Origin of the sequence: Pseudomonas sp. S5D5 (genome assembly GCF_003013355.1) — a bacterium.
GTDB classification, from domain to species: Bacteria; Pseudomonadota; Gammaproteobacteria; order Pseudomonadales; family Pseudomonadaceae; genus Aquipseudomonas; species Aquipseudomonas aylmerensis.
This window is the reverse complement of sequence record NZ_PTEO01000001.1, coordinates 5,823,238-5,845,339: the sequence shown is the minus strand read 5'-3', so window position 1 is coordinate 5,845,339 and position 22,102 is coordinate 5,823,238. Positions and strand designations below refer to the sequence as shown.

Genomic DNA, 22,102 nt, shown 5'->3' with positions numbered 1-22,102 from the left:
CGAGATTCTTATGGATAAATTGATTATTACCGGCGGTGCCCGCCTTGATGGCGAGATCCGCATCTCCGGTGCGAAAAACTCCGCCTTGCCGATCCTGGCAGCGACCCTGCTGTGCGATGGCCCGGTGACCGTGGCCAACCTGCCGCACCTGCATGACATCACCACCATGATCGAGCTGTTCGGTCGCATGGGCATTGAGCCGGTGATCGACGAGAAACTGGCCGTCGAAATCGACCCGCGCACCATCAAGACCCTGATCGCTCCGTACGAACTGGTGAAAACCATGCGTGCTTCGATCCTGGTGCTGGGCCCGATGGTTGCCCGTTTCGGCGAAGCTGAGGTAGCCCTGCCTGGCGGTTGCGCGATTGGCTCGCGTCCGGTTGACCTGCACATCCGTGGTCTCGAGGCCATGGGTGCAACCATCGACGTCGAAGGCGGCTACATCAAGGCCAAGGCGCCGGAAGGCGGCTTGCGCGGTGCCAATTTCTTCTTCGATACCGTCAGCGTGACCGGTACCGAGAACATCATGATGGCGGCTGCCCTGGCCAACGGTCGCAGCGTCCTGCAGAACGCCGCGCGCGAGCCGGAAGTGGTCGACCTGGCCAACTTCCTGATCGCCATGGGTGCCAACATCACCGGCGCCGGCACCGACACCATCACCATCGAAGGCGTCAAGCGCCTGCATTCGGCCACCTACAAGGTGATGCCGGACCGCATCGAGACCGGTACCTACCTGGTTGCCGCTGCCGTCACCGGTGGTCGCGTCAAGGTCAAGGACACTGATCCGACCATCCTTGAAGCCGTGCTGGAAAAACTCAAGGAAGCCGGTGCTGAAATCACTACCGGTGCCGACTGGATCGAGCTGAACATGCATGGCAAGCGGCCAAAAGCCGTGAACGTGCGTACCGCTCCGTACCCGGCGTTCCCGACCGACATGCAGGCGCAGTTCATCTCCCTGAACGCGATTGCCGAAGGTACCGGTGCCGTGATCGAGACCATCTTCGAAAACCGCTTCATGCACGTGTACGAACTGCACCGCATGGGTGCGAAGATCCAGGTCGAAGGCAACACCGCTATCGTTACCGGCACCGAGAAGCTCAAGGGCGCGCCAGTGATGGCGACCGACCTGCGCGCTTCGGCCAGCCTGGTGATCTCGGCGCTGATCGCCGAAGGTGACACGTTGATCGACCGCATCTACCACATCGACCGTGGTTACGAGTGCATCGAAGAAAAACTGCAGATGCTCGGCGCGAAAATCCGCCGCGTACCGGGCTAGTCCCGGCACTGCAAACACCTTCACTGTGGAGAGGGAGCTTGCTCCCGCTGGACTGCGCGGCAGTCCCATTTCCAGGGCCGCTTCGCGCCCCGGCGCGAGCAAGCGTCCTCGCCACGGGAAGGTGTTTGTTGTTAAATGGTTTGTTTCAAATCGAGGCTGTAATGGCCTCGATCTGTGTCTGGCGCCGTTTGTGACCGGACCGCAATAGCCTGATGAAGGACTGACGTTTCCCATGTTGACCATCGCACTGTCCAAGGGCCGCATCCTTGACGACACTTTGCCGCTTCTGGCTGAAGCGGGCATCGTGCCGACCGAGAATCCGGACAAGAGCCGCAAGCTGATCATCCCAACGACCCAGGACGACGTGCGCCTGTTGATCGTGCGGGCTACCGACGTGCCGACCTACGTTGAACATGGCGCGGCCGACCTGGGTGTCGCCGGCAAAGACGTGCTGATGGAATACGGTGGCCAGGGCCTGTACGAGCCGCTGGACCTGCGCATTGCCCTGTGCAAGCTGATGACGGCCGGCCGTGTCGGTGACGTCGAGCCCAAGGGGCGCCTGCGAGTGGCCACCAAGTTCGTCAACGTCGCCAAGCGTTACTACGCCGAGCAAGGCCGCCAGGTCGATATCATCAAGCTCTACGGCTCGATGGAGCTGGCGCCGCTGATTGGCCTCGCCGACAAGATCATCGACGTGGTCGACACCGGCAACACCCTGCGCGCCAACGGTTTGGAGCCGCAGGATTTCATTGCCGACATCAGCTCTCGCCTGATCGTCAACAAAGCCTCGATGAAAATGCAGCACGCCCGTATCCAGGCGTTGATCGACACCCTGCGCAAGGCAGTGGAGTCTCGACACCGCGGTTGACTCACCCGCGTAGCCGGAAGGCTGCGCCCGTCTATCCGCCTCATAGCCAGAATTCTCAGGTGCCCAAGCGGAAACGACTGCTAGTTTAGGGCGCCTGAGTTTTTGCCAATTCTATTGAGGCCCTCGCTATGACCACGTCCACTGCAATTGCCCGACTCAACGCTGCCGACCCGGATTTCGCCCATCATCTGGATCATCTGCTGAGCTGGGAAAGCGTGTCCGACGATTCGGTCAACCAGCGTGTGCTCGACATCATCAAGGCCGTGCGCGAACGGGGTGACGCGGCGTTGGTGGACTTCACCCGCCAGTTCGACGGCTTGGACGTGAAGTCCATGGCCGACCTGATCCTGCCGCGCGAACGCCTCGAACTGGCCCTGACGCGCATCACTGCGCCGCAGCGCGAAGCCCTGGAAGTCGCCGCAGCGCGGGTGCGCAGCTACCACGAAAAGCAGAAGCAGGATTCCTGGAGCTACACCGAAGCTGACGGTACTGTGCTGGGCCAGAAGGTCACGCCACTGGACCGTGCTGGCCTGTACGTGCCGGGCGGCAAGGCGTCGTACCCGTCGTCGGTGCTGATGAACGCGATCCCGGCCAAAGTGGCGGGCGTGACCGAAGTGGTCATGGTGGTACCGACCCCGCGCGGCGAAATCAACGAGCTGGTGCTGGCTGCGGCCTGCATCGCCGGGGTCGACCGCGTCTTCACCATCGGCGGCGCGCAGGCTGTTGCCGCCCTGGCCTACGGCACCGAGAGCGTGCCGAAGGTCGACAAGGTGGTCGGTCCGGGCAACATCTACGTTGCCACGGCCAAGCGCCACGTGTTTGGCCAGGTCGGTATCGACATGATCGCTGGCCCGTCGGAAATCCTCGTGGTGTGTGATGGCCAGACCGATCCGGACTGGATTGCCATGGACCTGTTCTCCCAGGCCGAGCACGACGAAGACGCCCAGGCGATCCTGGTCAGCCCCGACGCCGAATTCCTCGACAAGGTAGCCGCCAGCATCAATAAATTGCTGCCGACCATGGAGCGCGCCGAGATCATCGAGAAGTCGATCAATGGCCGTGGCGCGCTGATCCTGGTGCGTGACATGGAACAGGCTATCGAAGTCGCCAACCGCATTGCGCCGGAGCACCTGGAGCTGTCGGTTGCCGACCCACAAACCTGGCTGCCATCGATTCGTCATGCCGGTGCGATCTTCATGGGCCGCCACACCAGCGAAGCCCTGGGCGACTACTGCGCGGGCCCCAACCACGTGTTGCCGACCTCGGGCACCGCGCGTTTCTCGTCGCCGCTTGGGGTGTATGACTTCCAGAAGCGTTCGTCGATCATCTTCTGCTCGCCACAAGGCGCTTCCGAGTTGGGCAAGACCGCGTCGGTGCTGGCCCGTGGTGAATCCCTCAGCGCGCATGCTCGCAGCGCCGAATATCGCATCCTTGAAGACAAGCAGGGGAACTGAGACATGAGCAAATTCTGGAGCCCCTTCGTCAAGGACCTGGTGCCTTACGTGCCTGGCGAACAGCCCAAGCTGACCAAGCTGGTCAAGCTCAACACCAACGAAAACCCCTACGGCCCGTCGCCCAAGGCGCTCGCGGCGATGCAGGCCGAGTTGAACGACAACCTGCGCCTGTACCCGGACCCCAACAGCGACCTGCTCAAGCAGGCGGTGGCCAAGTATTACGGGATCGACGCCGGCAAGGTGTTCCTTGGCAACGGTTCCGACGAAGTCCTGGCGCACATCTTCCATGGCCTGTTCCAGCACGATCTGCCGCTGCTGTTCCCGGATATCAGCTACAGCTTCTATCCGGTCTACTGCGGCCTTTATGGCATCAAGTCCGCCCCGGTGCCGCTGGACGAGCAGTTCCAGATCCGCGTGTCGGACTACGCCAGGCCCAACGGCGGGATCATCTTCCCCAACCCGAACGCGCCGACCGGTTGCGTGCTGGCGCTGGACGCGGTGGAGCAGATCCTCAAGGCCAGCCCGGACTCGGTGGTGGTGGTCGATGAAGCCTATATCGACTTCGGCGGCGAAACCGCCATCAGCCTGGTGGACCGCTACCCGAACCTGCTGGTGACGCAGACCCTGTCCAAATCGCGCTCACTCGCCGGTTTGCGCGTGGGCCTGGCCGTGGGCCACCCGGACCTGATCGAAGCGCTGGAGCGGGTCAAGAACAGCTTCAACTCCTATCCGCTGGATCGCCTGGCGATTGTCGGCGCGGCGGCGGCGTTCGAGGACCGTGAGTACTTCGAGGCGACCTGCCGATTGGTTGTCGATAGCCGTAACAAGCTAGTCGCTCAATTGGAGGAGAAGGGTTTTGAGGTGTTGCCGTCGGCAGCCAACTTCATCTTTGCGCGTCACCCACGGCACGACGCGGCGGGTCTTGCCGCCAAGGTGCGTGAGCAGGGCGTGATCGTGCGGCACTTCAAGCAGGAGCGGATTGCCCAGTTCCTGCGGATCAGCATCGGTACGCCGGAGCAGAACCAGGCGCTGATTGATGCGTTGGGCGAGCTCTAAGCCACACTGAGGCTCAAAAAATGTGGGAGCGGGCTTGCTCGCGAAGGCGTTGTATCAGTCACATAGCTGTCGACTGACACTGCGCTTTCGCGAGCAAGCCCGCTCCCACATTTGGTTTTGCGGTGTTAGTTAGAGCAATGGTTCGTCTGGCTTCTTGTTCTTCCAGCCATCGTTGCCCGGCAGCAGCAGGTTCAAGCCAATCGCTACCACCGCACATAGGGCAATGCCCTTGAGGCCGAAATCATCCGGGCCGGTGCCGGTACCGACCAGCACCCCGCCAATCCCGAACACCAGGGTCACCGACACAATCACCAGATTGCGCGCCTCACCCACGTCGATCTTGTGGCGGATCAAGGTGTTCATCCCCACCGCGGCGATCGAGCCGAACAGCAGGCACAGGATCCCGCCCATCACCGGCACCGGGATGCTTTGCAGCAGTGCGCCGAACTTGCCGATAAACGCCAGGCTGATGGCAAAGACCGCCGCCCAGGTCATGATTTTCGGGTTGTAGTTCTTGGTCAGCATCACCGCGCCGGTCACTTCGGCGTACGTGGTGTTCGGCGGGCCGCCAAACAGGCCGGCGGCTGTGGTGGCAATCCCGTCACCCAGCAGGGTGCGGTGCAGGCCGGGCTTCTTCAGGTAGTCGCGACCGGTCACGCTGCCCACTGCAATCACACCGCCGATATGTTCGATCGCCGGGGCCAGGGCTACCGGTACGATGAACAGGATCGCCTGCCAGTTGAACTCCGGCGCGGTGAAGTGGGGCAGGGCAAACCAAGGGGCAGCAGCGATTTTTGCCGTGTCGACCACGCCAAAGTAGAACGACATGGCAAACCCCACCAGCACGCCGGAGATGATCGGCACCAGGCGGAAAATGCCTTTGCCGAACACCGCCACGATCAAGGTGGTCAGCAGCGCCGGCATCGAGATCATCATCGCCGTCTGGTAATGGATCAGCTCGGCGCCGTCACCGGCCTTGCCCATCGCCATGTTGGCGGCGATCGGCGCCATGGCCAGGCCGATGGAGATGATCACCGGCCCGATCACCACGGGCGGCAGCAGCCGGTCGATGAAACCGGTGCCCTTGATCTTCACGGCGAGGCCGAGGAAGGTATAAACGAAACCGGCCGCCATCACCCCGCCCATGGTCGCCGCAAGGCCGAACTGGCCCTTGGCGAGAATGATCGGCGTGATAAACGCGAAGCTCGATGCCAGGAATACCGGCACCTGACGCCCTGTGACCACCTGGAACAGCAACGTGCCCAGGCCTGCGGTAAACAGTGCGACGTTTGGATCAAGACCTGTGATCAGCGGCATCAACACCAGCGCGCCAAATGCTACGAAGAGCATCTGTGCGCCGGACAGGATCTGGCGCCAAAGCGGGTCGTTGAATTCATCCTGCATGCTCACGCGTCCTTCTGCTTGGTGCCGAAGATCTTGTCACCGGCATCGCCCAGGCCTGGGATGATGTAGCCGTGCTCGTTCAGGCGCTCATCGATGGAGGCGGTGTAGATCTGCACGTCCGGGTGCGCTTTCTCGACGGCAGCGATGCCTTCGGGAGCGGCCACCAGCACCATGGCGCGGATGTCCTTGCAACCGGCCTTTTTCAGCAAGTCGATGGTGGCAACCATGGAGCTGCCGGTGGCGAGCATCGGGTCGATGATCATGGCCAGGCGTTCGTTGATTTCCGGAACGAGTTTTTCCAGGTACGTGTGGGCCTGCAAGGTTTCTTCGTTGCGAGCCACTCCGACGGCGCTGACCTTGGCGCCCGGGATCAGGCTGAGCACGCCTTCGAGCATGCCGATACCGGCGCGCAGGATCGGCACCACGGTAATTTTCTTACCGGCGATTTTCTCCACCTGGACGGGACCGGCCCAACCGGGGATCTCGTAGCTTTCCAGGGGCAAATCCTTGGTGGCTTCGTAAGTGAGCAGCGCTCCGACTTCCTGAGCAAGCTCACGGAAATTCTTCGTGCTAATGTCGGCACGGCGCATAAGGCCGAGTTTGTGTCGGATCAGCGGGTGGCGGATCTCGCGAGTGGGCATGGGAAAGGCTCCGGCGGCGGGCAAAAAAACCGGCCTAGATTAATCTATCCGAGGGTGTTGTCCTATAGACATCAAGTACGTTAGTCCATAAAGGCTTGAACGTTGCGCCTCACATGCGTACCTTTGCCCGCTTTTCTTGCCACAGCACCCCCTTGGAGAGCGCCATGTCCGCTGATCTCGAGCATATCCGTCAAATCATGCGCGAGGCTGACTGCCTGTACACCGAAGCGCAAGTCGAAGAAGCGATCGCCAAGGTCGGCGCACACATCACCCGCGAGATGGCCGACACCAACCCGGTGGTCTTCTGCGTGATGAACGGCGGGCTGATCTTCGCCGGCAAACTGCTCACTCACCTGCAGTTCCCGCTGGAAGCGTCCTACCTGCACGCCACGCGCTATCGCAACGAAACCAGCGGCGGTGACCTGTTCTGGAAAGCCAAGCCGGAAGTCTCGTTCATCGACCGTGACGTGCTGATCATCGACGACATCCTCGACGAAGGTCACACCCTGGGCGCGATCATCGACTTCTGCAAACACGCCGGCGCACGCAAGGTGCACACCGCCGTGCTGATCGACAAAGACCATGACCGCAAGGCCCGCCCGGACCTGAAAGCCGATTACGTCGGCCTGCCGTGCATCGACCGTTACATCTTCGGTTACGGCATGGACTACAAAGGCTACTGGCGCAATGCCAACGGGATTTTCGCCGTCAAGGGGATGTGATTGATGACCCGCTTTCTGGATCAGACGCTGTTCGCCGAATTGACCGAGAAAGCGGCCGCCAGCCCGCGTGGCCGGCACCATCACAACTTCCATCAGATGGATGAGCCCTGCCATCGCCTGGCCGTGGGCCTGCAGCCCGACACCTATGTGCCGCCGCATCGGCACCTGAGCGCCGACAAGGCGGAAACCCTGCTGGTGCTCCAGGGCAGCCTGGGCCTGCTGGTGTTCAGCGACACCGGTGAAGTTATTGCCAAGCGTGTGATGCAGGCGGGCAGCGCGTGTGCCGGTGTCGACCTGCCGCCTGGGGTGTTTCACGGCTTGGTGGTGCTGGTACCGGATACAGTGATGTTCGAGTGCAAAGCCGGGCCTTATCGGCCGGTGGGCGAGGGCGAATTAGCCAGTTGGGCGCCCCGCGAGGGCGATGCCGACGTGGTCGAGTATCAGCGCTGGATGCTTGCCCAGTTCGATTGAGCTACAGTGCTGGGCCATCTCCCATGGAGCGGCCCATGAGCCTGTTGATACGCACCTGCGCCGCCCTGGCGCTGACCCTCAGTTTGCCCCTGGCCGCCGCGCCTGCGCCGATGCACAGTCAGTTCCTGCCGTCGGACGACCTTACCCTGCGCGCCGAGACGCCCGACCAGCAGCAGTTGCTGCAAGTCACTGAATACGCGGTGGTGGTCGGCAACCAGCGTCAATCCAACCAGCAACCGATCCCGGTGACTTCGCCGCTGATGATCCGCCTCAAGGGCAAGCCCCTGAACAAGGGCGCGACCATCGCACAGGTGGTGCTCAACTTCGACGCCGAAAGCAAAAGCCTGAAAAAGCCGGCATACGACGACAAGAGCAAAACCTTGACCTTGTCCTACCCGGTGGCCCAGTACCGCGTGATCGTCGACCTGCTGCGCAATGACACGGTGTATGTGCAATTCCTCAGTTATGCCAATGGGCATATCTGGGCGGACTTGCACACCGGTGTCGTTCGTTCCAGGCAGTGACAGCGCTGCAGAACACATGTGGGAGCTGGCTTGCCTGCGATGCAGCCAACTCGACCTGTCAGTAAAACCGCGGCGACACCATCGCAGGCAAGCCAGCTCCCACATTGAACGTGTGTTGCTTCCGCAGCGTGTGCCCCGCAGGTAAACTGCGTTTCCCGTGAAAATGTCTGCAGGCTGGAGTCGGTAATGCGTAAAGATAAGAAACAGGTGATTGGTGACGAGATCGGCGACGATCAGATCAAGTTGTTCCTGGACTTCGAGCCGGTCGATGCGACTTCACCGTCCCTGCACAAACTGATCAAGGCTTACCGTGGCCTGCGTATCGACGATTTCGAACGGTTCCTGGGCTTTTTCAAGGAAGCTGGCCTGGATCTGGACGGCAAGGACGAGCATGGCCAGACCTTTGTCGACCTGATCAAGGACCAGCGCAACGCCGCCGAGTACATCGAGCTGATCGATAACGCGCGCAGCTGATTATCCCAGCCATAAAAAAACGCCCCGTTCTCAGGCCGAGAGCGGGGCGTTTTTTATTGCAGCACGGCCTTAAGCGTAGCTTTCGGCTTCGTTGCTTTGCTCAACCAGTTCCAGGCTGATGTTGTTCTGCGCGTTGATCTTGCGATACAGCTCGGCATCGGTCTCCAGGACCTTTTCGCGAGCCGGGAAGATCTCGTGCAGCTTGGTTGCCCACTCGCCTGCAGCTTTTTGTGGGAAGCAGCGCTCGATCAGTTCCAGCATGATCGACACGGTCACCGAAGCGCCAGGGGAGGCGCCCAGCAGTGCCGCCAAGGAACCGTCCTTGGCCGCCACCAGCTCGGTGCCAAATTGCAGCACGCCGCCTTTCTTCGGGTCTTTCTTGATGATCTGCACCCGTTGGCCGGCCACTTCCAGGCGCCAGTCCTCGGCTTTCGCTTCAGGGTAGAAGCGGCGCAGGGATTCCAGGCGCTGCTCCATGGACTGGCGCACTTCGCTGACCAGGTACTTGGTCAGGTCCATGTTGTCGCGGGCCACGGCGAGCATCGGGCCGATGTTGCCGGCACGGATCGACAGAGGCAGGTCGAGGAACGAGCCGTGCTTGAGGAACTTGGTGGTGAACCCGGCGTATGGCCCGAACAGCAGGGACTTCTTGCCATCGACCACGCGGGTGTCCAGGTGCGGCACGGACATCGGCGGCGAACCCACGGCGGCCTGGCTGTAGACCTTGGCCTGGTGGTGCTTGACCACTTCCGGGTTGTCGCAACGCAGCCACTGGCCACTGACCGGGAAACCGCCAAAACCTTTGCTTTCTTCGATGCCCGAGGCTTGCAGCAACGGCAGAGCCGCACCACCGGCGCCGAGGAACACGAACTTGGCGTCCACCTCGCGGCTGTTGCCGCTGTTGACGTCCTTGATGCTCACGGTCCAGCCGGCGCCGTTGCGCTTGAGGCCGGTCACGCGCTTGCTGTACTTGACCTGTGCATCCGGCGAACTGGTCAGGTGGCTGAGCAGCTGGTTGGTCAGGGCGCCGAAGTTGACGTCGGTGCCGTTCATCACGCGGGTGGCAGCGATTTTTTCGTCGAGCGGGCGGCCCGGCATCATCAACGGCATCCACTCGGCCATCTCATTGCGGTCTTCGGTGTAGTGCATGTCCGAGAACGCGTGGTGCTGGCTGAGGGATTCAAAGCGCTTCTTGAGGAACGACACGCCTTTTTCGCCCTGCACGAAGCTCAGGTGCGGGACTGGGCTGATAAAGGACTTGGACGAGCCAAAGGTGCCCTTTTTGGTCAGGTACGCCCAGAACTGCTTCGAGACCTCGAACTGGGTGTTGATGTGCACGGCTTTCTTGATGTCGATGGAGCCATCGGCGGCCTGCGGCGTGTAGTTCAGCTCACACAGGCCGGCGTGGCCGGTACCGGCGTTGTTCCACGGGTTGGAACTCTCCGCGGCACCCGAATCCATCAGCTCAACGACTTCCAGCTTGAGGCCGGGGTCGAGCTCTTTGAGCAATACGGCCAGGGTGGCACTCATGATGCCGGCCCCTACCAGTACTACGTCGACTGCTTCGTTATGCGCCATTTAACGCGTCTCCAAAATCTGCAGCACCAAATTGACGGCATGGCTGCCAGGAGTGACGGGGCGGTTCACGTGTTGCCCCAGGTTACCCATGGCCAGGATCGCCATGTCCGATTCGCAATTCTTTGCAATTTCAGCGCACGCTTCCTGCCGGCTAATCTGCCTATGAACGCATTCATGGGCGCCTGTGGCAATTCGACTTATGGTCAAAGCGTGCGATTCGTGCAACCAATCCGTAGCGGACAGGCTCAAGCTCCGGTTGTTGAGGAGTACTCGGTCCTGTGTGGTTGGGCTGTTCCAGACGCTGATGGTGCTTGTACAAACGCCAAACTATTCATTTGCTCGCCACACTCTTGTGAAGTTGTGAAAACCCGTTTTTTTCACGCTCTTTTGAAGACGTGAACCTCAAAAAAGGGCTGCCCCAGCCTGGCACCTGGCCCGCACAACCTTTGCCGAGACGCGGCAAGACGGGCAAACAACTCAAGTGGCCGAGCGCAATGGCAGCTCTGGCAGATTCGGTAAAGAGGGGTGGTTTGCAAAGAAAACAGCAAGCGCGCCAGCTTCACTCGATCTGTGTGGGCGGCTCTCTGTGGGCGATTCTTGAGGTTAATGCCGAGGCATTAACGATGCTGCGAGGCCCGATCAGGAGACGTCCTTATAATCGGGGGGAGATTGTAGCGAAGAACGCCAAGGAAATGGGCGTGTTTTATGACTTTTATTAGGACTTCGGTCAGGCGGCCAACGGCTGGTGGCGGGGCGACCGCGCAGGGCGTGGGCTGACGCGTGCGCTGGCCGGCAATGGGTGGTGCATCCAGCTCAGGCGAATCTCTTCGATTTCTACCCAGCCTTCGCCGACCGGAGGCTGGTGGCACTCTTTAAAGGCCTGGCAGCGACCTTGCACATCGAGCAGGGCGAACTGGCGAAGGGCGGGTTTGCGGGTAAACAGAGACCAGAGAAAATGCATGGCGATCAACCTCCTGAGATTGGGGCCAAGCATGCCCGCGTGGGATGACGAGCCCATGTAACGGCTGTGACATCTGGGTTACAACGAACCGCGATCTCGGCTACAGGTCACAGGTTGTAACTGGCGCTAGTTCCGCGCAGTGGCGCCCCGCTATACTGCCGGCCTGTCGGTACCTGATTTCTGGAGAGAAGAGCATGTTGCAACGCCTGTTGTTCGGTTTGATCACTGTGACCAGCTTGACCCTGGTTGGCTGCGCCAACAGCCCGCAACAACTGAGCCCTGAGCCGAAAATCACCACGCAACTGGCTCCGGTGGGCCATGGCCAGCCGGTGTCGGTGCGGGTCGTGGATGGTCGTCCGTCGCCAACCCTGGGTTCCCGTGGTGGCCTGTACCCTGAAACCGCCCTGGTGTCGGTGAACGGCCAGGACGTGTTGCCCAAGCTGCAGGCCCAGGCCGAAGCTGCCGTGCGTTTGCTGGGTTTCACCCCGGCCAACTCGCCGGGCGCGCCTCAACTGACCATTACCCTGGCCGAGCTGAAGTACCAGTCGCCCAAGGAAGGCCTGTACGTGACTGAAGCCTCGATTGGCGCGACGTTCAAGTCCGACGTCACTGCCGGCACGCGTCGCTACAGCGGCCGCTACGGCGCTTCGCTCAACCAGCGTTTCGGCATGGCGCCGAACCAGGAAACCAACACCAAGCTGGTCAGCGACGTGCTGAGTGATGCCTTGACTCGCCTGTTCAAGGATCCAAGCATCGGTTCATTGCTCAGCTCGCAATAACCGCTTACTAAAAAAGCCGGGCTCAGCGCTGAGCCCGGCTTTTTTTCGCCTTCAGTTTCATGCGGCGGTGTCGATACAGAAATCCAGCAGGCTCACCCCCGTCAACCCATCGGCCTCCGGCAGGTCCGCATGCTGATGCCCGCCCAGGGCGCAATACACCAGCCAATGGCGGTCCTGGACGTTGAACGCCAGGCCGCCGATCAGCGCCTCTTGCTCATCGCTGGGGGCGATCAGATACAACCGATCCTGGTTTTGCGCGTGCAGCATGACAAGCTCCCGAACGTTCGAAGGGCAACAGAGTGGCCTGTTAAGGTGACGTTCAGGTGACGCTGTAAATTACTGGATACATTAGCCGTCAATGGGGGAGGGAGCATTTTCAGGCGCCGGAGGCCAATATCGTTCAGGTTTGTATCTGAATTGATACCAAGACACTGTATTCCTGAGGTTTGCGATGGCGCTGCCCGCACTATTGATCAATGCTGTGGCTTTATTGGTGGCCTGCCCTGGGGCGGCCCTGTTGTTTTTTACCCGACTGCGCGAACAGCGCGCGATGGCCGACCTGGCCGCGCAAAGCGAAGACCGCGCGATCGACCAACCGATGTTGTTTCTGGATGTGCGCACCGAACGGGCGCATCGACTGGCTTACCGCGTCGGGTTCGCCTGCCTGGGGTTGGCACTGGCCATCTCGTGGCTGAGCACCCACCTCTGAAAAAACCGCTGAACAAATGTGGGAGCGGGCTTGTGTGGGAGCTGGCTTGCCTGCGATAGCATCACCTCAGTGTGACTGATACACCGAGGTGTCTGCATCGCGGGCATGCACGGCTCCTATACAAGCCCGCTTCTACACAAGCAGGTTCGTACAGCGGTTACAGTGGAATTCCCGCCTTGACCCGATATTGATTGCGCACCGGTGTTGCATATTGCACCACCAGGAACGGCCGGTGCTCGGCCGGGCATTCGTTCAGGCGCCGCTCCCATTCAGCCTTGGCCTTGGCCAGTTCGTCCGCCGGGAACACCTCGGCCGCCGTCGGCACCTGCAATTGCGGGTCGGCGTCGCTCCATTGCTGATACGCCAGGTAGTGCACCGGGAACAGCCGGTAACCGCCGAGAATCTGCCGGTCCATTTCCACCGCCAGCAGCTTGGTGTCTTCGAAACGCTCGGTGATCGGCGGCGCGAAGTTGATGTGCACCCGGCCCTTGTAGCCGGTGATACCCAAGGCAATGCTCACGTCATCTTCGCCCGGCGCCTTGGTGTAGGTGCCGGTGGTGGCGCGGATATACAGCTCGCGGGCCTTGGCCGCGTCGCATGGGTCGTACTCGTAGCTGATGGACACCGGCGTCAGGTTCAGCGACTGGATGACCTCGGCAAACGGCTCGTCCTTGCGACTGACGTGGAACATCTTGAGGATCGCCGACTCGGTGCGATCATCCCCATCCTTGGCGCGGCCTTCGGCCTGGGCGATCCAGATGGACTGGCAGTCGTTGCGGATCGAATGGTTGATGTAGGCCGACAGCAGGTTATACGCCGCCATCTTCTCCTTTCGCCCGGTGATCGAGCGGTGCACGATAAAACTCTTGTTCAAGCGCATCAGGTCGCTGACAAACGGCTTTTGCAGCAGGTTGTCGCCGATGGCGATGCGCGGCGTCGGCAGGCCGGCGTGGTACACGGCGTAGTTGACGAAAGCCGGGTCCATCACGATATCGCGGTGGTTGGCCAGGAACAGGTAGGCGATGCCGGACTTGAGCTGCTCGACGCCGGTATAGGTCACGCCGTCGGTCGCCCGGTCGATGGTGTGATCGACGTAGTACTCGACTTTGTCCTGCAGCGTGGCCACGGTAGTGACGCCGGCAAACTCACGGCGCAATTTGCGGGCGATCATCGGCTTGAGCAGCCAGCCCAGGGCGCCGGCAAAGCGCGGGAAGCGGAAGTGGGTCAGGATGTCCAGAAAGGCCTTGTCACTGAACAGTCGGGCCAGCACTGCCGGGACTTCGCTGTCGTTGTAAGGTCGGATGGTATCGAATTCGCCCATCATGCTCTCTTGTTAGAAACGGCTAGGGTAAGTAGAGGAAATACCAGGGGGCGGCCGGAGTAATGGGCTCGGCCGAACGATAACCCTGTAAATAGACCGGCGATTATACGCACAAGTCACCTTGGAGGCTGCGATGCTGGAAACCGCGACGTACGATTGTCCTTATTGTGGTGAAGTGGTCGAGACAACGGTGGATTTATCGGGCGGCGATCAGATCTATATAGAAGACTGCCAGGTGTGCTGCCGGCCAATCACCTTCGTTCTTCAGGTCCATGATGAAGAATGGATGCTTGAAACCCGTAGCGAAAATGAATAGCGGGGGCGCCCATGCAGCGAATCTACGAACCGGAAAACCTGATGGAAGGCGAGCTGTTGCAACAGATGCTCGCCAGCGAAGGTATCGAAGCGCACCTGGTGGGCCGCCATTTGCTCGGCGGCACCGGCGAGCTGCCGATCTTCGGCCTGCTGGGGCTGGAGGTGGACAACGACCAGGCGGCCTACGCCCGCGAGCTGATTACCGCCTACATCGGCGCGCAGCCGTTACCCGGCGATGAACCCGACAGCTTCCCCGACGTGCTGGTCTGTTAGGCTGTCGGTCGGTTTACCCAAGAGTCGTGTTGCCCCATGTGTGGACGTTATGCCCTGTTTCGCTGGAACCCCACCTTTGCTGCCTTGCCGGGCTTTCCGGCGGACCAGCAGGCCCAGTGGAACATCTCCCCGAACGATTCGGTGCTGATCCAGCGCCAGAGCGAAGGCCAGCGCACCCTGGCTCGCGCCCGCTGGGGCCTGACGCCGCCATGGCTGACGGACCTGTCCCGCACGCCGGCTCATGCCCGCGCCGAAACCCTGGCCGAACAACCGATGTTTCGCGAAGCGTTTCGCCAGCGCCGTTGCCTGCTCCCCGCCAATGGTTTCTACGAATGGCGCGGTACCCAGCGCAAACGCCCCTATTGGTTGACGCCGGGCGAGGGCTCCACGTTGTTTTTTGCCGCGATCTGGGAGGCCTACCCGGTGCAGGAGCAGGTGTGGCTGAGCACGGCGGTAGTGACGCAAGCCGCGCAGAGTCAGCGACGACCATTGATCCTGGACGCTGCCGGGCAGGCCGCCTGGCTGGATCCGGAGACCCCGCTGCATGTGCTGCAAGGCCTGCTGGCCAGTGAGCCCGTCGCGTTGCGCGAGCGGGTCCTGGCCAATATGGTCAACGATCCCAAGCTCAACGGGCCGGAGTGCCTGACCCCGGCCTGAGTCTGGGTTTATGGAGGTGTAGGTGCGGGCCTCATCGCAGGCAAGCCAGCTCCCACATTTGGAACTGTGAATACACTCCGATGTGGGCGCTGGCTTGCCTGCGACAGGGCCCTCGAGACCGCCGAAAGCTCAACCTTGAACGGATGGATTTGCTGGCGCCGCCGCAGTATGGGCGTGTGGGATGTATCCGAAAATGAGTGGTTAAGCGTCTGTTGTATCTGGCGTCGATACACGCGAGCGCCTACGATACGCGCCATGTTTTCAGGGAGAGCGTTTATGAAGAAATCATTGGCGGTAAGTGTGTTGGCGGCAGCGGTGTCGCTGGCCGGGTGCCAGTCGGTCAATACCACCAGCGGCGGCGCCGTTGGGGTAGAGCGCAAGCAATACATGTTCAGCATGCTGTCGAGCCAGGAAGTCGACCAGATGTATGCCCAGTCCTACCAGCAGACCCTGGGCGAAGCCAGTGGCAAAGGCCTGGTGGACAATACCAGCGCCAACGCCAAGCGCGTGCAGGCGATCGCCAACCGCTTGATCGCCCAGGCGCCCACGTTCCGCCCCGATGCGGCGCAGTGGAAGTGGGAAGTGAACCTGATCAAAAGTGATGAGATGAACGCCAACTGCGGGCCTGGCGGCAAGATTTTCGTGTACAGCGCGTTGATCGATAACCTCAAGCTCACCGATGACGAACTGGCCGCGGTGATGGGTCATGAAATCGCCCACGCCTTGCGTGAACATGGCCGCGAAGCCATGTCCAAGGCCTACGGGATCGAGATGGCGAAGCAGGGCGCCGGCGCGTTGTTCGGCCTGGGCCAGGACAGCCTGGCACTCGCGGACACGGTGGCCAACTACGGCATGACCTTGCCCAACAGCCGCAGCAATGAAAACGAAGCGGACCTGATCGGCCTGGAGCTGGCGGCGCGTGCTGGCTACAACCCGAACGCCGCCATCACGCTGTGGAACAAAATGGCCAAGGCTTCCGAAGGCGCGCCACCGGAGTTCATGAGTACTCACCCAGCGTCCGACAGCCGGATCGCCTCGTTGCAGGCGGCAATTCCGAAGGTGATGCCGCTGTACCAGCAAGCCAAGAAATCTTGATTAAGCGCTGAACCCTTGCAGGAGTCCGGCTTGCGCCGGACTCCTGCAGGTGGTGTGCTAGATCCAGCCGCTGCTTTGCATGGCCTTGTACACCGCCACGATCGCCAGGATGAAAAACGCCGTGGCGGCCAGTCGGCGAATCAAGGTCAGCGGCAGTTTCTCTGCCGCAAAATTCCCCGCCAGAACCACCGGTACGTTGGCAATCAACATGCCCAGGGTGGTGCCGATAATCACCAGCCACAGCTCCGGGTACTGCGCCGCCAGCATCACCGTGGCGATCTGCGTCTTGTCACCGATTTCTGCGAGGAAAAACGCGATCAGCGTGGTCAGGAATGGCCCGAACTTGCGCGTGGTGCTGGCTTCGTCATCGTCGAGTTTGTCCGGTACCAGGGTCCACAACGCCGTGGCGCAGAAGCTCGCCGCGAGTATCCAGTGCAACACTGCATCCGAGAAGAAACTGCCAAACCAGGCCCCCACGGCACCGGCGGCCGCATGGTTGGCCAGGGTCGCGGCGACGATGCCGGCGATGATCGGCCAGGGCTTGCGAAAGCGAGCGGCGAGAATGAGCGCGAGCAGTTGCGTCTTGTCGCCGATTTCGGCCAAGGCAACGATTGCGGTAGGAACGAGTAGTGAATCCAGCATCAGGTAAGTTTCCAGGGGCGGGTCGACACGGCTATGACACGTACAGCCTTCCCGCCCCGGGTAAGGTGTGCGTGTCATAGGTCTTGTCAAACCCCGGTCCGTCTGTGCGGACTCCTGGGTCGCATACGCCATGGTCTGCTGACCAAGTATGTTGACGTATGCCGGACGAGCGTGGCGCTCGTGGGAGACTACTCCCCTAGGACGGAGCGGATTCTGCCTAGGCAAAACCCATTCGGCAAGCCTTCTTTTTCAAATTGCCATTAGCCGCGCTTGGCACGATAAATGCGAAAACCGTTGCCTTCGGCCTTGATCGCACACACGCCCAGATGCTCCTCGATCAGCGGCTGGTACTTCAGGAAGCTATTCGCGACCAAGCGCAGTTCGCCGCCTTTTGCCAGATGTTTGGCAGCTTTTCGCAGCAGGTTCTCGGTGGCGAAATAATCGGTATGCACACCGACATGGAACGGCGGATTGCTCAGAATCGCGTTCAAACCCATCGGCGCGGCATCGATGCCGTCACCGGTCAACACCTCGGCTTCCAGGCCATTGGCGGCCAGGGTCAGACGGCTGCTGGCGGCGGCAAAGGCATCTACATCCAGCATCGTCACGGTGTTGTGCGGATAGCGACGTTTTACCGCAGCCCCGAGCACGCCGGCGCCGCAACCGAAGTCGAGCAAATGGCCGCTCGGCAACTTATCCAGATGCTCCAGCAACAGCTCGGTACCGCGGTCCAGGCGACCGTGGCTGAACACGCCGGGCAGGCTCACGACCTTGAGCGGCCCTTCGGCCAGCGGGACGTCGAAGACCTGCGCGAGGCTTTGCAGGTCGACCGCCTGCGGCGCGTTGGCCACCGTAACCTGCCACAGCTGGCAATGGCGCGCGTTGTCGAGCTTGCGCGGTTTGCCAAAGGGGATCAGCTGTTTGGCGGCGCTTTCGATGCCACCTTTTTTCTCGCCGACCAGAAACAGCTCGGCGCCGGGCAGTCGCGCGGCCACGGCGTTGAGCAGGTAGTCGGTGAGGTCCTTGGACTTGGGCAGGAAGATCACCGCCGCATCAAACGTATGCTCGGGCACCGTCACGCCGAACTGGCTGCGCGCGGGGAAGCGCGCGTCGAGCGCTGCCTGGTCGCCGGCATGCCAACTCCAGCCGTGGGCGTTGGGCAGGCGACCCAGCAGGTCGTCGGCAGGCAAACCTACCAGCAGCAGGTTGCCTTGAAAAAGTTCGGCCTGACGAAGCAGTACTTCACTGCGCGGATCCATGGTCTGCTCCTTGAAAAGGGGCGCAGTTTATCAACTCACAACGCGCAGCGGGGCGCCGCTGAAAAAGCCCCGGGCGTTTTCCGTCAGTTGCCCGACGATGCGCTGGCGCGCCTCGCGACTGCCCCAGGCATTGTGCGGGGTGACAATCAGCCGAGGGATATCACCGGCCAGCAACGGGTTACCGTTGACCGGCGGTTCCACGCTCAATACGTCGGTCGCCGCGCCACCCAGGTGACCGCTGCGCAACGCGTCTGCCAGGGCCTGCTCGTTGATCAAGCCACCGCGCGCGGTGTTGACGATGAACGCGCCAGGCTTGAGCAGTGCCAGTTCGCGGGCGCCGATAAAGTCGCGGGTGTGCTCGTTGAGCGGGCAGTGCAGGGTCAGCGCGTCGACCTGCGCCAGTAATTCATCCAGCGGCACGCGGTCGGCACGGGCAGGGCGGCCCGGGATCGCGCCGAGCAGCACGCGCATGCCAAAGGCTTCGGCCAGGCGTGCGACCGCGCTACCCAGCTCGCCATGGCCCAGCAGGCCGAGGGTTTTGCCTTCCAGTTCGACAATCGGGTAGTCCAGCAGGCAGAACTGTTTGGCTTGCTGCCATTTGCCGGCGGCCACGTCTCGCTGATAGTCCTTCAAGCGCGTCGCCAGATTGAGCAGCAACATGATCGTGTGCTGTGCCACCGACGGCGTGCCGTAGCCCTGGCAGTTACTCACGGTGATGCCATGCGCGCGGGCGGCCTCAAGGTCGACGTTGTTGGTGCCGGTGGCCGACACCAGGATCAGCTTGAGTTGTGGGCACGCCGCCAGGGTTTCGGTGCTCAGCGCGATTTTGTTGCTGATCACCACGTCAGCGCCCTGCAGGCGCTCGACCACGTTCTGGGGCGTGGTGTCGGTGAACAGCTGCAACTCGCTGAAGGTGTTGCGCAACTCGCTGAGGTCAAGGTCCCCCAGGTCCAGGGACGGGTGATCAAGGAAGACGGCGCGGCGATTGTTCGTCATCAACTGTACCTTTTGCGACTGAGTTCGAAGGCGTAATCTGCCGAGCCTATCAGATGAAATAATCAGTTACTTAATGGAGTGAGTATGTACGTCGCCGAGTTTTTGACCGTGGCCTTGATTCACTTGTTGGCGGTGGCCAGCCCTGGCCCGGATTTCGCCGTGGTGGTGCGCGAAAGTGTTACCCACGGCCGTCGCGCCGGCACCTGGACCGCGCTGGGGGTGGGCTCGGCGATTTTCCTGCACGTGGGGTATTCGCTGCTCGGTATCGGTTTGATCGTGTCCCAGTCCATCGTGCTGTTCAACGCGCTCAAGTGGGCGGCGGCGGCCTACCTGTTGTACATCGGTTTCAAGGCCCTGCGCGCGCAGCCGGCCAAGCCTGCCGCCGAGGGCGAGTTGCACCGTGAAGCCGGTGAGCGCACCCCGCGCGGCGCGTTTACCGCAGGTTTCGTGACCAATGGCTTGAACCCCAAGGCTACGCTGTTCTTCCTCTCGCTGTTCACCGTCGTCATCAACCCGCACACGCCGCTGGCGATCCAGGCCGGTTACGGTGTGTACCTGGCGGTGGCGACGGCGCTGTGGTTCTGCCTGGTGGCCATGCTGTTCAGCCAGCAGCGCGTGCGCGCAGGTTTTGCGCGGATGGGGCACTGGTTCGATCGGACCATGGGCGCGGTGTTGATTGCGATTGGGGTGAAGCTGGCATTCACCAGCATGAAATAAGCCGAATGCTGGCGCAAAGCTAGCATTCATTGGGGTCTGCAAATCATTCCTTTGGCTGATTTGGCTGAAACATAAGGTCTCTAAAGTGCAGGCCTACAAGCCAAGACCGTGCAGTCATTAAAGGGATTCTTATGTTGCAGACCCGTGTTATCCCGCCCGCCGAAGGCGCTTACCAGTACCCGCTGTTGATCAAGCGCCTGTTGATGTCCGGTACCCGTTACGAGAAGACCCGGGAGATCGTCTACCGCGACAAACTGCGCTACACCTACCCGACCCTGACCGAACGGGTTGCCCGCCTGGCCAATGTATTGACCGAGGCCGGGGTCAAGGCCGGCGACACCGTGGCGGTGATGGACTGGGACAGCCACCGTTACCTGGAGTGCATGTTCGCCATCCCGATGATCGGCGCGGTGATCCACACCATCAATGTGCGGCTGTCGCCGGAACAGATTCTCTACACCATGAACCACGCCGAGGACCGCTTCGTGCTGGTCAACAGCGAGTTCGTGGGGCTCTACCAGGCCATCGCCTCGCAGCTCACCACCGTCGACAAAACCTTATTGCTCACCGACGGCGACGCGAAAACCGCCGAACTGCCCCACCTGGTCGGCGAGTACGAAACCCTGCTGGCGGCCGCCAGCCCGAAGTACGATTTCCAGGATTTCGACGAAAATTCCGTCGCCACTACCTTCTATACCACCGGTACCACCGGTAACCCTAAAGGCGTGTACTTCACCCATCGCCAGTTGGTGCTGCACACGATTGGCGTGGCGACCATCATGGGCAGCGTCGACAGCGTGCGCCTGCTCGGCACCAACGATGTGTACATGCCGATCACGCCGATGTTCCACGTGCATGCCTGGGGCTTGCCGTACGTGGCGACCATGCTCGGCCTGAAACAGGTCTATCCCGGCCGCTACGACCCTGAATACCTGGTGGAGTTGTGGCGCAAGGAAAAGGTCACTTTCTCCCACTGCGTGCCGACCATCCTGCAGATGCTGCTCAACGCCAAGGCTGCCCAGGGGGTGGATTTTGCTGGCTGGAAAATCGTCATCGGCGGCAGCGCCCTCAACCGTTCGCTGTATGAAGCGTCCAAGGCACGCGGGATTCAGTTGACCGCTGCGTACGGCATGTCCGAGACCGGCCCGCTGGTGTCCTGCGCCCACCTCAACGAAGAGCTGATGGCGGGCACCGAGGACGAGCGCACCACGTATCGCATCAAGGCCGGCGTACCCGGGCCGTTGGTGGAGGCGGCGATCATCGACGGCGACGGGAATTTCCTGCCGGCCGATGGCGAGTCCCAGGGCGAGTTGGTACTGCGCGCGCCGTGGCTCTCGGAAGGCTATTTCAACGAGCCGCAGAAGGGCGCCGAGCTGTGGGCGGGTGGCTGGATGCACACGGGCGACGTGGCCACGCTGGATGCCTTCGGCGTGATCGATATCCGCGACCGCATCAAGGACGTGATCAAGACTGGGGGCGAGTGGATCTCTTCCCTGGCCCTCGAAGACCTGGTCAGCCGGCACCCGGCGGTACGCGAAGTAGCGGTGGTGGGCATCGCCGACCCGCAGTGGGGCGAGCGCCCGTTTGCGTTGCTGGTGGTGCGTGATGGCCATGTGATAGGGGCCCGTGAACTCAAGGAACACCTCAAGCCGTTCGTGGAACTGGGCCATTTGAGCAAGTGGGCGATTCCGAACCAGATCGCCGTTGTTACGGAAATTCCCAAGACCAGTGTCGGCAAACTCGACAAAAAACGTATCCGCATCGACATCATTGAATGGCAGGCGAACAACAGTACGTTCCTGTCCACCCTCTGAGCCGCTTGGCCGTGCCCAAAAGGCACGGCAATGCTCTATCTCGCGCCTTCACTTGTGATTTGCCAATTTTCAGCCATCCTTGCCGCGTCGGCCCTC

General features: G+C 61.4%; 26 protein-coding genes and 1 riboswitch. Of the genes, 17 read left to right on the top strand and 9 right to left on the bottom strand.

What is annotated here, in order from left to right; genetic code table 11:
• Nucleotides 1-10: 10 nt before the first annotated feature.
• The 4 genes from murA (at nucleotide 11) to hisC (ending at nucleotide 4,654) form a co-directional block, all read left to right on the top strand.
• Complete coding sequence (gene murA / locus C9990_RS26695) at nucleotides 11-1,276, top strand: UDP-N-acetylglucosamine 1-carboxyvinyltransferase (RefSeq protein WP_065900737.1); 1,266 nt, start codon at nucleotides 11-13, stop codon at nucleotides 1,274-1,276.
• Between the two features lie 232 nt (nucleotides 1,277-1,508).
• Complete coding sequence (gene hisG, locus C9990_RS26690; RefSeq protein ID WP_003188599.1) at nucleotides 1,509-2,144, top strand: ATP phosphoribosyltransferase; 636 nt, start codon at nucleotides 1,509-1,511, stop codon at nucleotides 2,142-2,144.
• A 128-nt stretch (nucleotides 2,145-2,272) separates the two neighbouring features.
• On the top strand, nucleotides 2,273-3,598 hold the full coding sequence (gene hisD, locus C9990_RS26685) for a histidinol dehydrogenase (protein WP_065900740.1): 1,326 nt from the start codon (nucleotides 2,273-2,275) through the stop codon (nucleotides 3,596-3,598).
• Nucleotides 3,599-3,601: 3 nt separating this feature from the next.
• The gene (hisC, locus tag C9990_RS26680) at nucleotides 3,602-4,654 is read left to right on the top strand and encodes a histidinol-phosphate transaminase (RefSeq protein ID WP_065900742.1); all 1,053 of its coding nucleotides are present in this window, start codon (nucleotides 3,602-3,604) and stop codon (nucleotides 4,652-4,654) included.
• 129 nt (nucleotides 4,655-4,783) lie between these two features.
• Here the strand turns inward: hisC and C9990_RS26675 are convergent, their stop codons facing one another.
• Both C9990_RS26675 and upp read right to left on the bottom strand, forming a co-directional pair.
• Nucleotides 4,784-6,058: a uracil-xanthine permease family protein gene (locus tag C9990_RS26675; protein ID WP_106805142.1), complete on the bottom strand. Its 1,275-nt coding sequence runs from the start codon at nucleotides 6,056-6,058 to the stop codon at nucleotides 4,784-4,786.
• Nucleotides 6,059-6,060: 2 nt separating this feature from the next.
• The gene (upp, locus tag C9990_RS26670) at nucleotides 6,061-6,699 is read right to left on the bottom strand and encodes a uracil phosphoribosyltransferase (protein WP_024073483.1); all 639 of its coding nucleotides are present in this window, start codon (nucleotides 6,697-6,699) and stop codon (nucleotides 6,061-6,063) included.
• A 164-nt stretch (nucleotides 6,700-6,863) separates the two neighbouring features.
• On the opposite strand from upp, the gene C9990_RS26665 reads away from it, so the two are divergent.
• The 4 genes from C9990_RS26665 to C9990_RS26650 all read left to right on the top strand — a co-directional run bounded on the left by C9990_RS26665 (nucleotide 6,864) and on the right by C9990_RS26650 (nucleotide 8,890).
• A complete protein-coding gene (locus tag C9990_RS26665) occupies nucleotides 6,864-7,421 on the top strand; it encodes a hypoxanthine-guanine phosphoribosyltransferase (RefSeq protein WP_025856323.1) in 558 nt (185 codons plus the stop codon).
• A gap of 3 nt (nucleotides 7,422-7,424) precedes the next feature.
• Nucleotides 7,425-7,892 carry a WbuC family cupin fold metalloprotein gene (locus C9990_RS26660; protein ID WP_106805141.1) on the top strand — a complete coding sequence of 156 codons (468 nt, stop codon included), beginning with the start codon at nucleotides 7,425-7,427 and terminating at the stop codon, nucleotides 7,890-7,892.
• Between the two features lie 35 nt (nucleotides 7,893-7,927).
• Nucleotides 7,928-8,416, top strand: a complete 489-nt coding sequence (locus tag C9990_RS26655) for a hypothetical protein (protein WP_065900746.1) — start codon at nucleotides 7,928-7,930, stop codon at nucleotides 8,414-8,416.
• Nucleotides 8,417-8,602: 186 nt separating this feature from the next.
• Nucleotides 8,603-8,890 carry a PA4642 family protein gene (locus C9990_RS26650; RefSeq protein WP_065900748.1) on the top strand — a complete coding sequence of 96 codons (288 nt, stop codon included), beginning with the start codon at nucleotides 8,603-8,605 and terminating at the stop codon, nucleotides 8,888-8,890.
• Nucleotides 8,891-8,959: 69 nt separating this feature from the next.
• Here the strand turns inward: C9990_RS26650 and mqo are convergent, their stop codons facing one another.
• Entirely contained in the window at nucleotides 8,960-10,468 is a 1,509-nt protein-coding gene (gene mqo / locus C9990_RS26645; protein ID WP_065900751.1) for a malate dehydrogenase (quinone), read from the bottom strand.
• A 395-nt stretch (nucleotides 10,469-10,863) separates the two neighbouring features.
• Between mqo and C9990_RS32360 the strand changes: the two genes are divergently transcribed.
• Nucleotides 10,864-11,187 (top strand): hypothetical protein, encoded by a 324-nt coding sequence (locus tag C9990_RS32360; protein WP_157955102.1) that lies wholly within the window; start codon nucleotides 10,864-10,866, stop codon nucleotides 11,185-11,187.
• Between the two features lie 8 nt (nucleotides 11,188-11,195).
• Here C9990_RS32360 and C9990_RS26635 read toward each other — a convergent pair whose 3' ends face one another.
• A complete protein-coding gene (locus tag C9990_RS26635; RefSeq protein ID WP_065900757.1) occupies nucleotides 11,196-11,429 on the bottom strand; it encodes a hypothetical protein in 234 nt (77 codons plus the stop codon).
• A 194-nt stretch (nucleotides 11,430-11,623) separates the two neighbouring features.
• Between C9990_RS26635 and C9990_RS26630 the strand changes: the two genes are divergently transcribed.
• Nucleotides 11,624-12,208, top strand: a complete 585-nt coding sequence (locus tag C9990_RS26630; protein ID WP_065900759.1) for a YajG family lipoprotein — start codon at nucleotides 11,624-11,626, stop codon at nucleotides 12,206-12,208.
• A 57-nt stretch (nucleotides 12,209-12,265) separates the two neighbouring features.
• On the opposite strand, the gene C9990_RS26625 is transcribed toward C9990_RS26630, so the two are convergent.
• Nucleotides 12,266-12,475 carry a hypothetical protein gene (locus tag C9990_RS26625; RefSeq protein WP_065900761.1) on the bottom strand — a complete coding sequence of 70 codons (210 nt, stop codon included), beginning with the start codon at nucleotides 12,473-12,475 and terminating at the stop codon, nucleotides 12,266-12,268.
• Nucleotides 12,476-12,659: 184 nt separating this feature from the next.
• Here C9990_RS26625 and C9990_RS26620 point away from each other — a divergent pair, with 184 nt between their 5' ends.
• Nucleotides 12,660-12,917: a hypothetical protein gene (locus C9990_RS26620; RefSeq protein ID WP_065900763.1), complete on the top strand. Its 258-nt coding sequence runs from the start codon at nucleotides 12,660-12,662 to the stop codon at nucleotides 12,915-12,917.
• 157 nt (nucleotides 12,918-13,074) lie between these two features.
• On the opposite strand, the gene C9990_RS26615 is transcribed toward C9990_RS26620, so the two are convergent.
• The gene (locus tag C9990_RS26615) at nucleotides 13,075-14,238 is read right to left on the bottom strand and encodes a 1-acyl-sn-glycerol-3-phosphate acyltransferase (RefSeq protein WP_177343919.1); all 1,164 of its coding nucleotides are present in this window, start codon (nucleotides 14,236-14,238) and stop codon (nucleotides 13,075-13,077) included.
• A 133-nt stretch (nucleotides 14,239-14,371) separates the two neighbouring features.
• Between C9990_RS26615 and C9990_RS26610 the strand changes: the two genes are divergently transcribed.
• The 4 genes from C9990_RS26610 (at nucleotide 14,372) to C9990_RS26595 (ending at nucleotide 16,578) form a co-directional block, all read left to right on the top strand.
• The gene (locus C9990_RS26610; protein WP_106805139.1) at nucleotides 14,372-14,554 is read left to right on the top strand and encodes a CPXCG motif-containing cysteine-rich protein; all 183 of its coding nucleotides are present in this window, start codon (nucleotides 14,372-14,374) and stop codon (nucleotides 14,552-14,554) included.
• 11 nt (nucleotides 14,555-14,565) lie between these two features.
• The gene (locus tag C9990_RS26605; protein WP_064450739.1) at nucleotides 14,566-14,826 is read left to right on the top strand and encodes a putative signal transducing protein; all 261 of its coding nucleotides are present in this window, start codon (nucleotides 14,566-14,568) and stop codon (nucleotides 14,824-14,826) included.
• A 36-nt stretch (nucleotides 14,827-14,862) separates the two neighbouring features.
• A complete protein-coding gene (locus C9990_RS26600; RefSeq protein ID WP_065900768.1) occupies nucleotides 14,863-15,483 on the top strand; it encodes an SOS response-associated peptidase in 621 nt (206 codons plus the stop codon).
• A gap of 276 nt (nucleotides 15,484-15,759) precedes the next feature.
• On the top strand, nucleotides 15,760-16,578 hold the full coding sequence (locus tag C9990_RS26595; RefSeq protein WP_106805138.1) for a M48 family metallopeptidase: 819 nt from the start codon (nucleotides 15,760-15,762) through the stop codon (nucleotides 16,576-16,578).
• Between the two features lie 57 nt (nucleotides 16,579-16,635).
• Here the strand turns inward: C9990_RS26595 and C9990_RS26590 are convergent, their stop codons facing one another.
• The 3 genes from C9990_RS26590 to C9990_RS26580 all read right to left on the bottom strand — a co-directional run bounded on the left by C9990_RS26590 (nucleotide 16,636) and on the right by C9990_RS26580 (nucleotide 19,475).
• Nucleotides 16,636-17,220, bottom strand: coding sequence for a TMEM165/GDT1 family protein (locus C9990_RS26590; protein WP_004372026.1), 585 nt, complete (start codon nucleotides 17,218-17,220; stop codon nucleotides 16,636-16,638).
• Nucleotides 17,221-17,309: 89 nt separating this feature from the next.
• Nucleotides 17,310-17,429: riboswitch (yybP-ykoY riboswitch) on the bottom strand.
• 51 nt (nucleotides 17,430-17,480) lie between these two features.
• A complete protein-coding gene (locus C9990_RS26585; RefSeq protein WP_106805137.1) occupies nucleotides 17,481-18,479 on the bottom strand; it encodes a class I SAM-dependent methyltransferase in 999 nt (332 codons plus the stop codon).
• Between the two features lie 30 nt (nucleotides 18,480-18,509).
• On the bottom strand, nucleotides 18,510-19,475 hold the full coding sequence (locus C9990_RS26580) for a 2-hydroxyacid dehydrogenase (protein WP_065900777.1): 966 nt from the start codon (nucleotides 19,473-19,475) through the stop codon (nucleotides 18,510-18,512).
• Between the two features lie 84 nt (nucleotides 19,476-19,559).
• Here C9990_RS26580 and C9990_RS26575 point away from each other — a divergent pair, with 84 nt between their 5' ends.
• Together C9990_RS26575 and C9990_RS26570 are read left to right on the top strand one after the other, a co-directional pair.
• On the top strand, nucleotides 19,560-20,192 hold the full coding sequence (locus C9990_RS26575) for a LysE family translocator (RefSeq protein WP_025855566.1): 633 nt from the start codon (nucleotides 19,560-19,562) through the stop codon (nucleotides 20,190-20,192).
• Between the two features lie 131 nt (nucleotides 20,193-20,323).
• Nucleotides 20,324-22,006, top strand: a complete 1,683-nt coding sequence (locus C9990_RS26570; RefSeq protein WP_065900780.1) for a fatty acid--CoA ligase — start codon at nucleotides 20,324-20,326, stop codon at nucleotides 22,004-22,006.
• The last annotated feature ends 96 nt before the right edge of the window (nucleotides 22,007-22,102 follow it).

Bases quoted from the DNA above. Each gene is read 5' to 3' on its own strand.
- C9990_RS26615 (WP_177343919.1), bottom strand. From the start codon at position 14,238: ATGGGCGAATTCGATACCATCCGACCTTACAACGACAGCGAAGTCCCG.
- C9990_RS26590 (WP_004372026.1), bottom strand. From the start codon at position 17,220: ATGCTGGATTCACTACTCGTTCCTACCGCAATCGTTGCCTTGGCCGAA.
- C9990_RS26665 (WP_025856323.1), top strand. From the start codon at position 6,864: ATGTCCGCTGATCTCGAGCATATCCGTCAAATCATGCGCGAGGCTGAC.
- C9990_RS26580 (WP_065900777.1), bottom strand. From the start codon at position 19,475: ATGACGAACAATCGCCGCGCCGTCTTCCTTGATCACCCGTCCCTGGAC.
- hisC (WP_065900742.1), top strand. From the start codon at position 3,602: ATGAGCAAATTCTGGAGCCCCTTCGTCAAGGACCTGGTGCCTTACGTG.
- C9990_RS26620 (WP_065900763.1), top strand. From the start codon at position 12,660: ATGGCGCTGCCCGCACTATTGATCAATGCTGTGGCTTTATTGGTGGCC.
- C9990_RS26660 (WP_106805141.1), top strand. From the start codon at position 7,425: ATGACCCGCTTTCTGGATCAGACGCTGTTCGCCGAATTGACCGAGAAA.
- C9990_RS26635 (WP_065900757.1), bottom strand. From the start codon at position 11,429: ATGCATTTTCTCTGGTCTCTGTTTACCCGCAAACCCGCCCTTCGCCAG.
- murA (WP_065900737.1), top strand. From the start codon at position 11: ATGGATAAATTGATTATTACCGGCGGTGCCCGCCTTGATGGCGAGATC.
- mqo (WP_065900751.1), bottom strand. From the start codon at position 10,468: ATGGCGCATAACGAAGCAGTCGACGTAGTACTGGTAGGGGCCGGCATC.
- C9990_RS26605 (WP_064450739.1), top strand. From the start codon at position 14,566: ATGCAGCGAATCTACGAACCGGAAAACCTGATGGAAGGCGAGCTGTTG.
- C9990_RS26625 (WP_065900761.1), bottom strand. From the start codon at position 12,475: ATGCTGCACGCGCAAAACCAGGATCGGTTGTATCTGATCGCCCCCAGC.
- hisG (WP_003188599.1), top strand. From the start codon at position 1,509: ATGTTGACCATCGCACTGTCCAAGGGCCGCATCCTTGACGACACTTTG.
- C9990_RS26675 (WP_106805142.1), bottom strand. From the start codon at position 6,058: ATGCAGGATGAATTCAACGACCCGCTTTGGCGCCAGATCCTGTCCGGC.
- hisD (WP_065900740.1), top strand. From the start codon at position 2,273: ATGACCACGTCCACTGCAATTGCCCGACTCAACGCTGCCGACCCGGAT.
- C9990_RS26585 (WP_106805137.1), bottom strand. From the start codon at position 18,479: ATGGATCCGCGCAGTGAAGTACTGCTTCGTCAGGCCGAACTTTTTCAA.
- C9990_RS26570 (WP_065900780.1), top strand. From the start codon at position 20,324: ATGTTGCAGACCCGTGTTATCCCGCCCGCCGAAGGCGCTTACCAGTAC.
- C9990_RS26630 (WP_065900759.1), top strand. From the start codon at position 11,624: ATGTTGCAACGCCTGTTGTTCGGTTTGATCACTGTGACCAGCTTGACC.
- C9990_RS26650 (WP_065900748.1), top strand. From the start codon at position 8,603: ATGCGTAAAGATAAGAAACAGGTGATTGGTGACGAGATCGGCGACGAT.
- C9990_RS26655 (WP_065900746.1), top strand. From the start codon at position 7,928: ATGAGCCTGTTGATACGCACCTGCGCCGCCCTGGCGCTGACCCTCAGT.
- C9990_RS26600 (WP_065900768.1), top strand. From the start codon at position 14,863: ATGTGTGGACGTTATGCCCTGTTTCGCTGGAACCCCACCTTTGCTGCC.
- upp (WP_024073483.1), bottom strand. From the start codon at position 6,699: ATGCCCACTCGCGAGATCCGCCACCCGCTGATCCGACACAAACTCGGC.
- C9990_RS26595 (WP_106805138.1), top strand. From the start codon at position 15,760: ATGAAGAAATCATTGGCGGTAAGTGTGTTGGCGGCAGCGGTGTCGCTG.
- C9990_RS26610 (WP_106805139.1), top strand. From the start codon at position 14,372: ATGCTGGAAACCGCGACGTACGATTGTCCTTATTGTGGTGAAGTGGTC.
- C9990_RS26575 (WP_025855566.1), top strand. From the start codon at position 19,560: ATGTACGTCGCCGAGTTTTTGACCGTGGCCTTGATTCACTTGTTGGCG.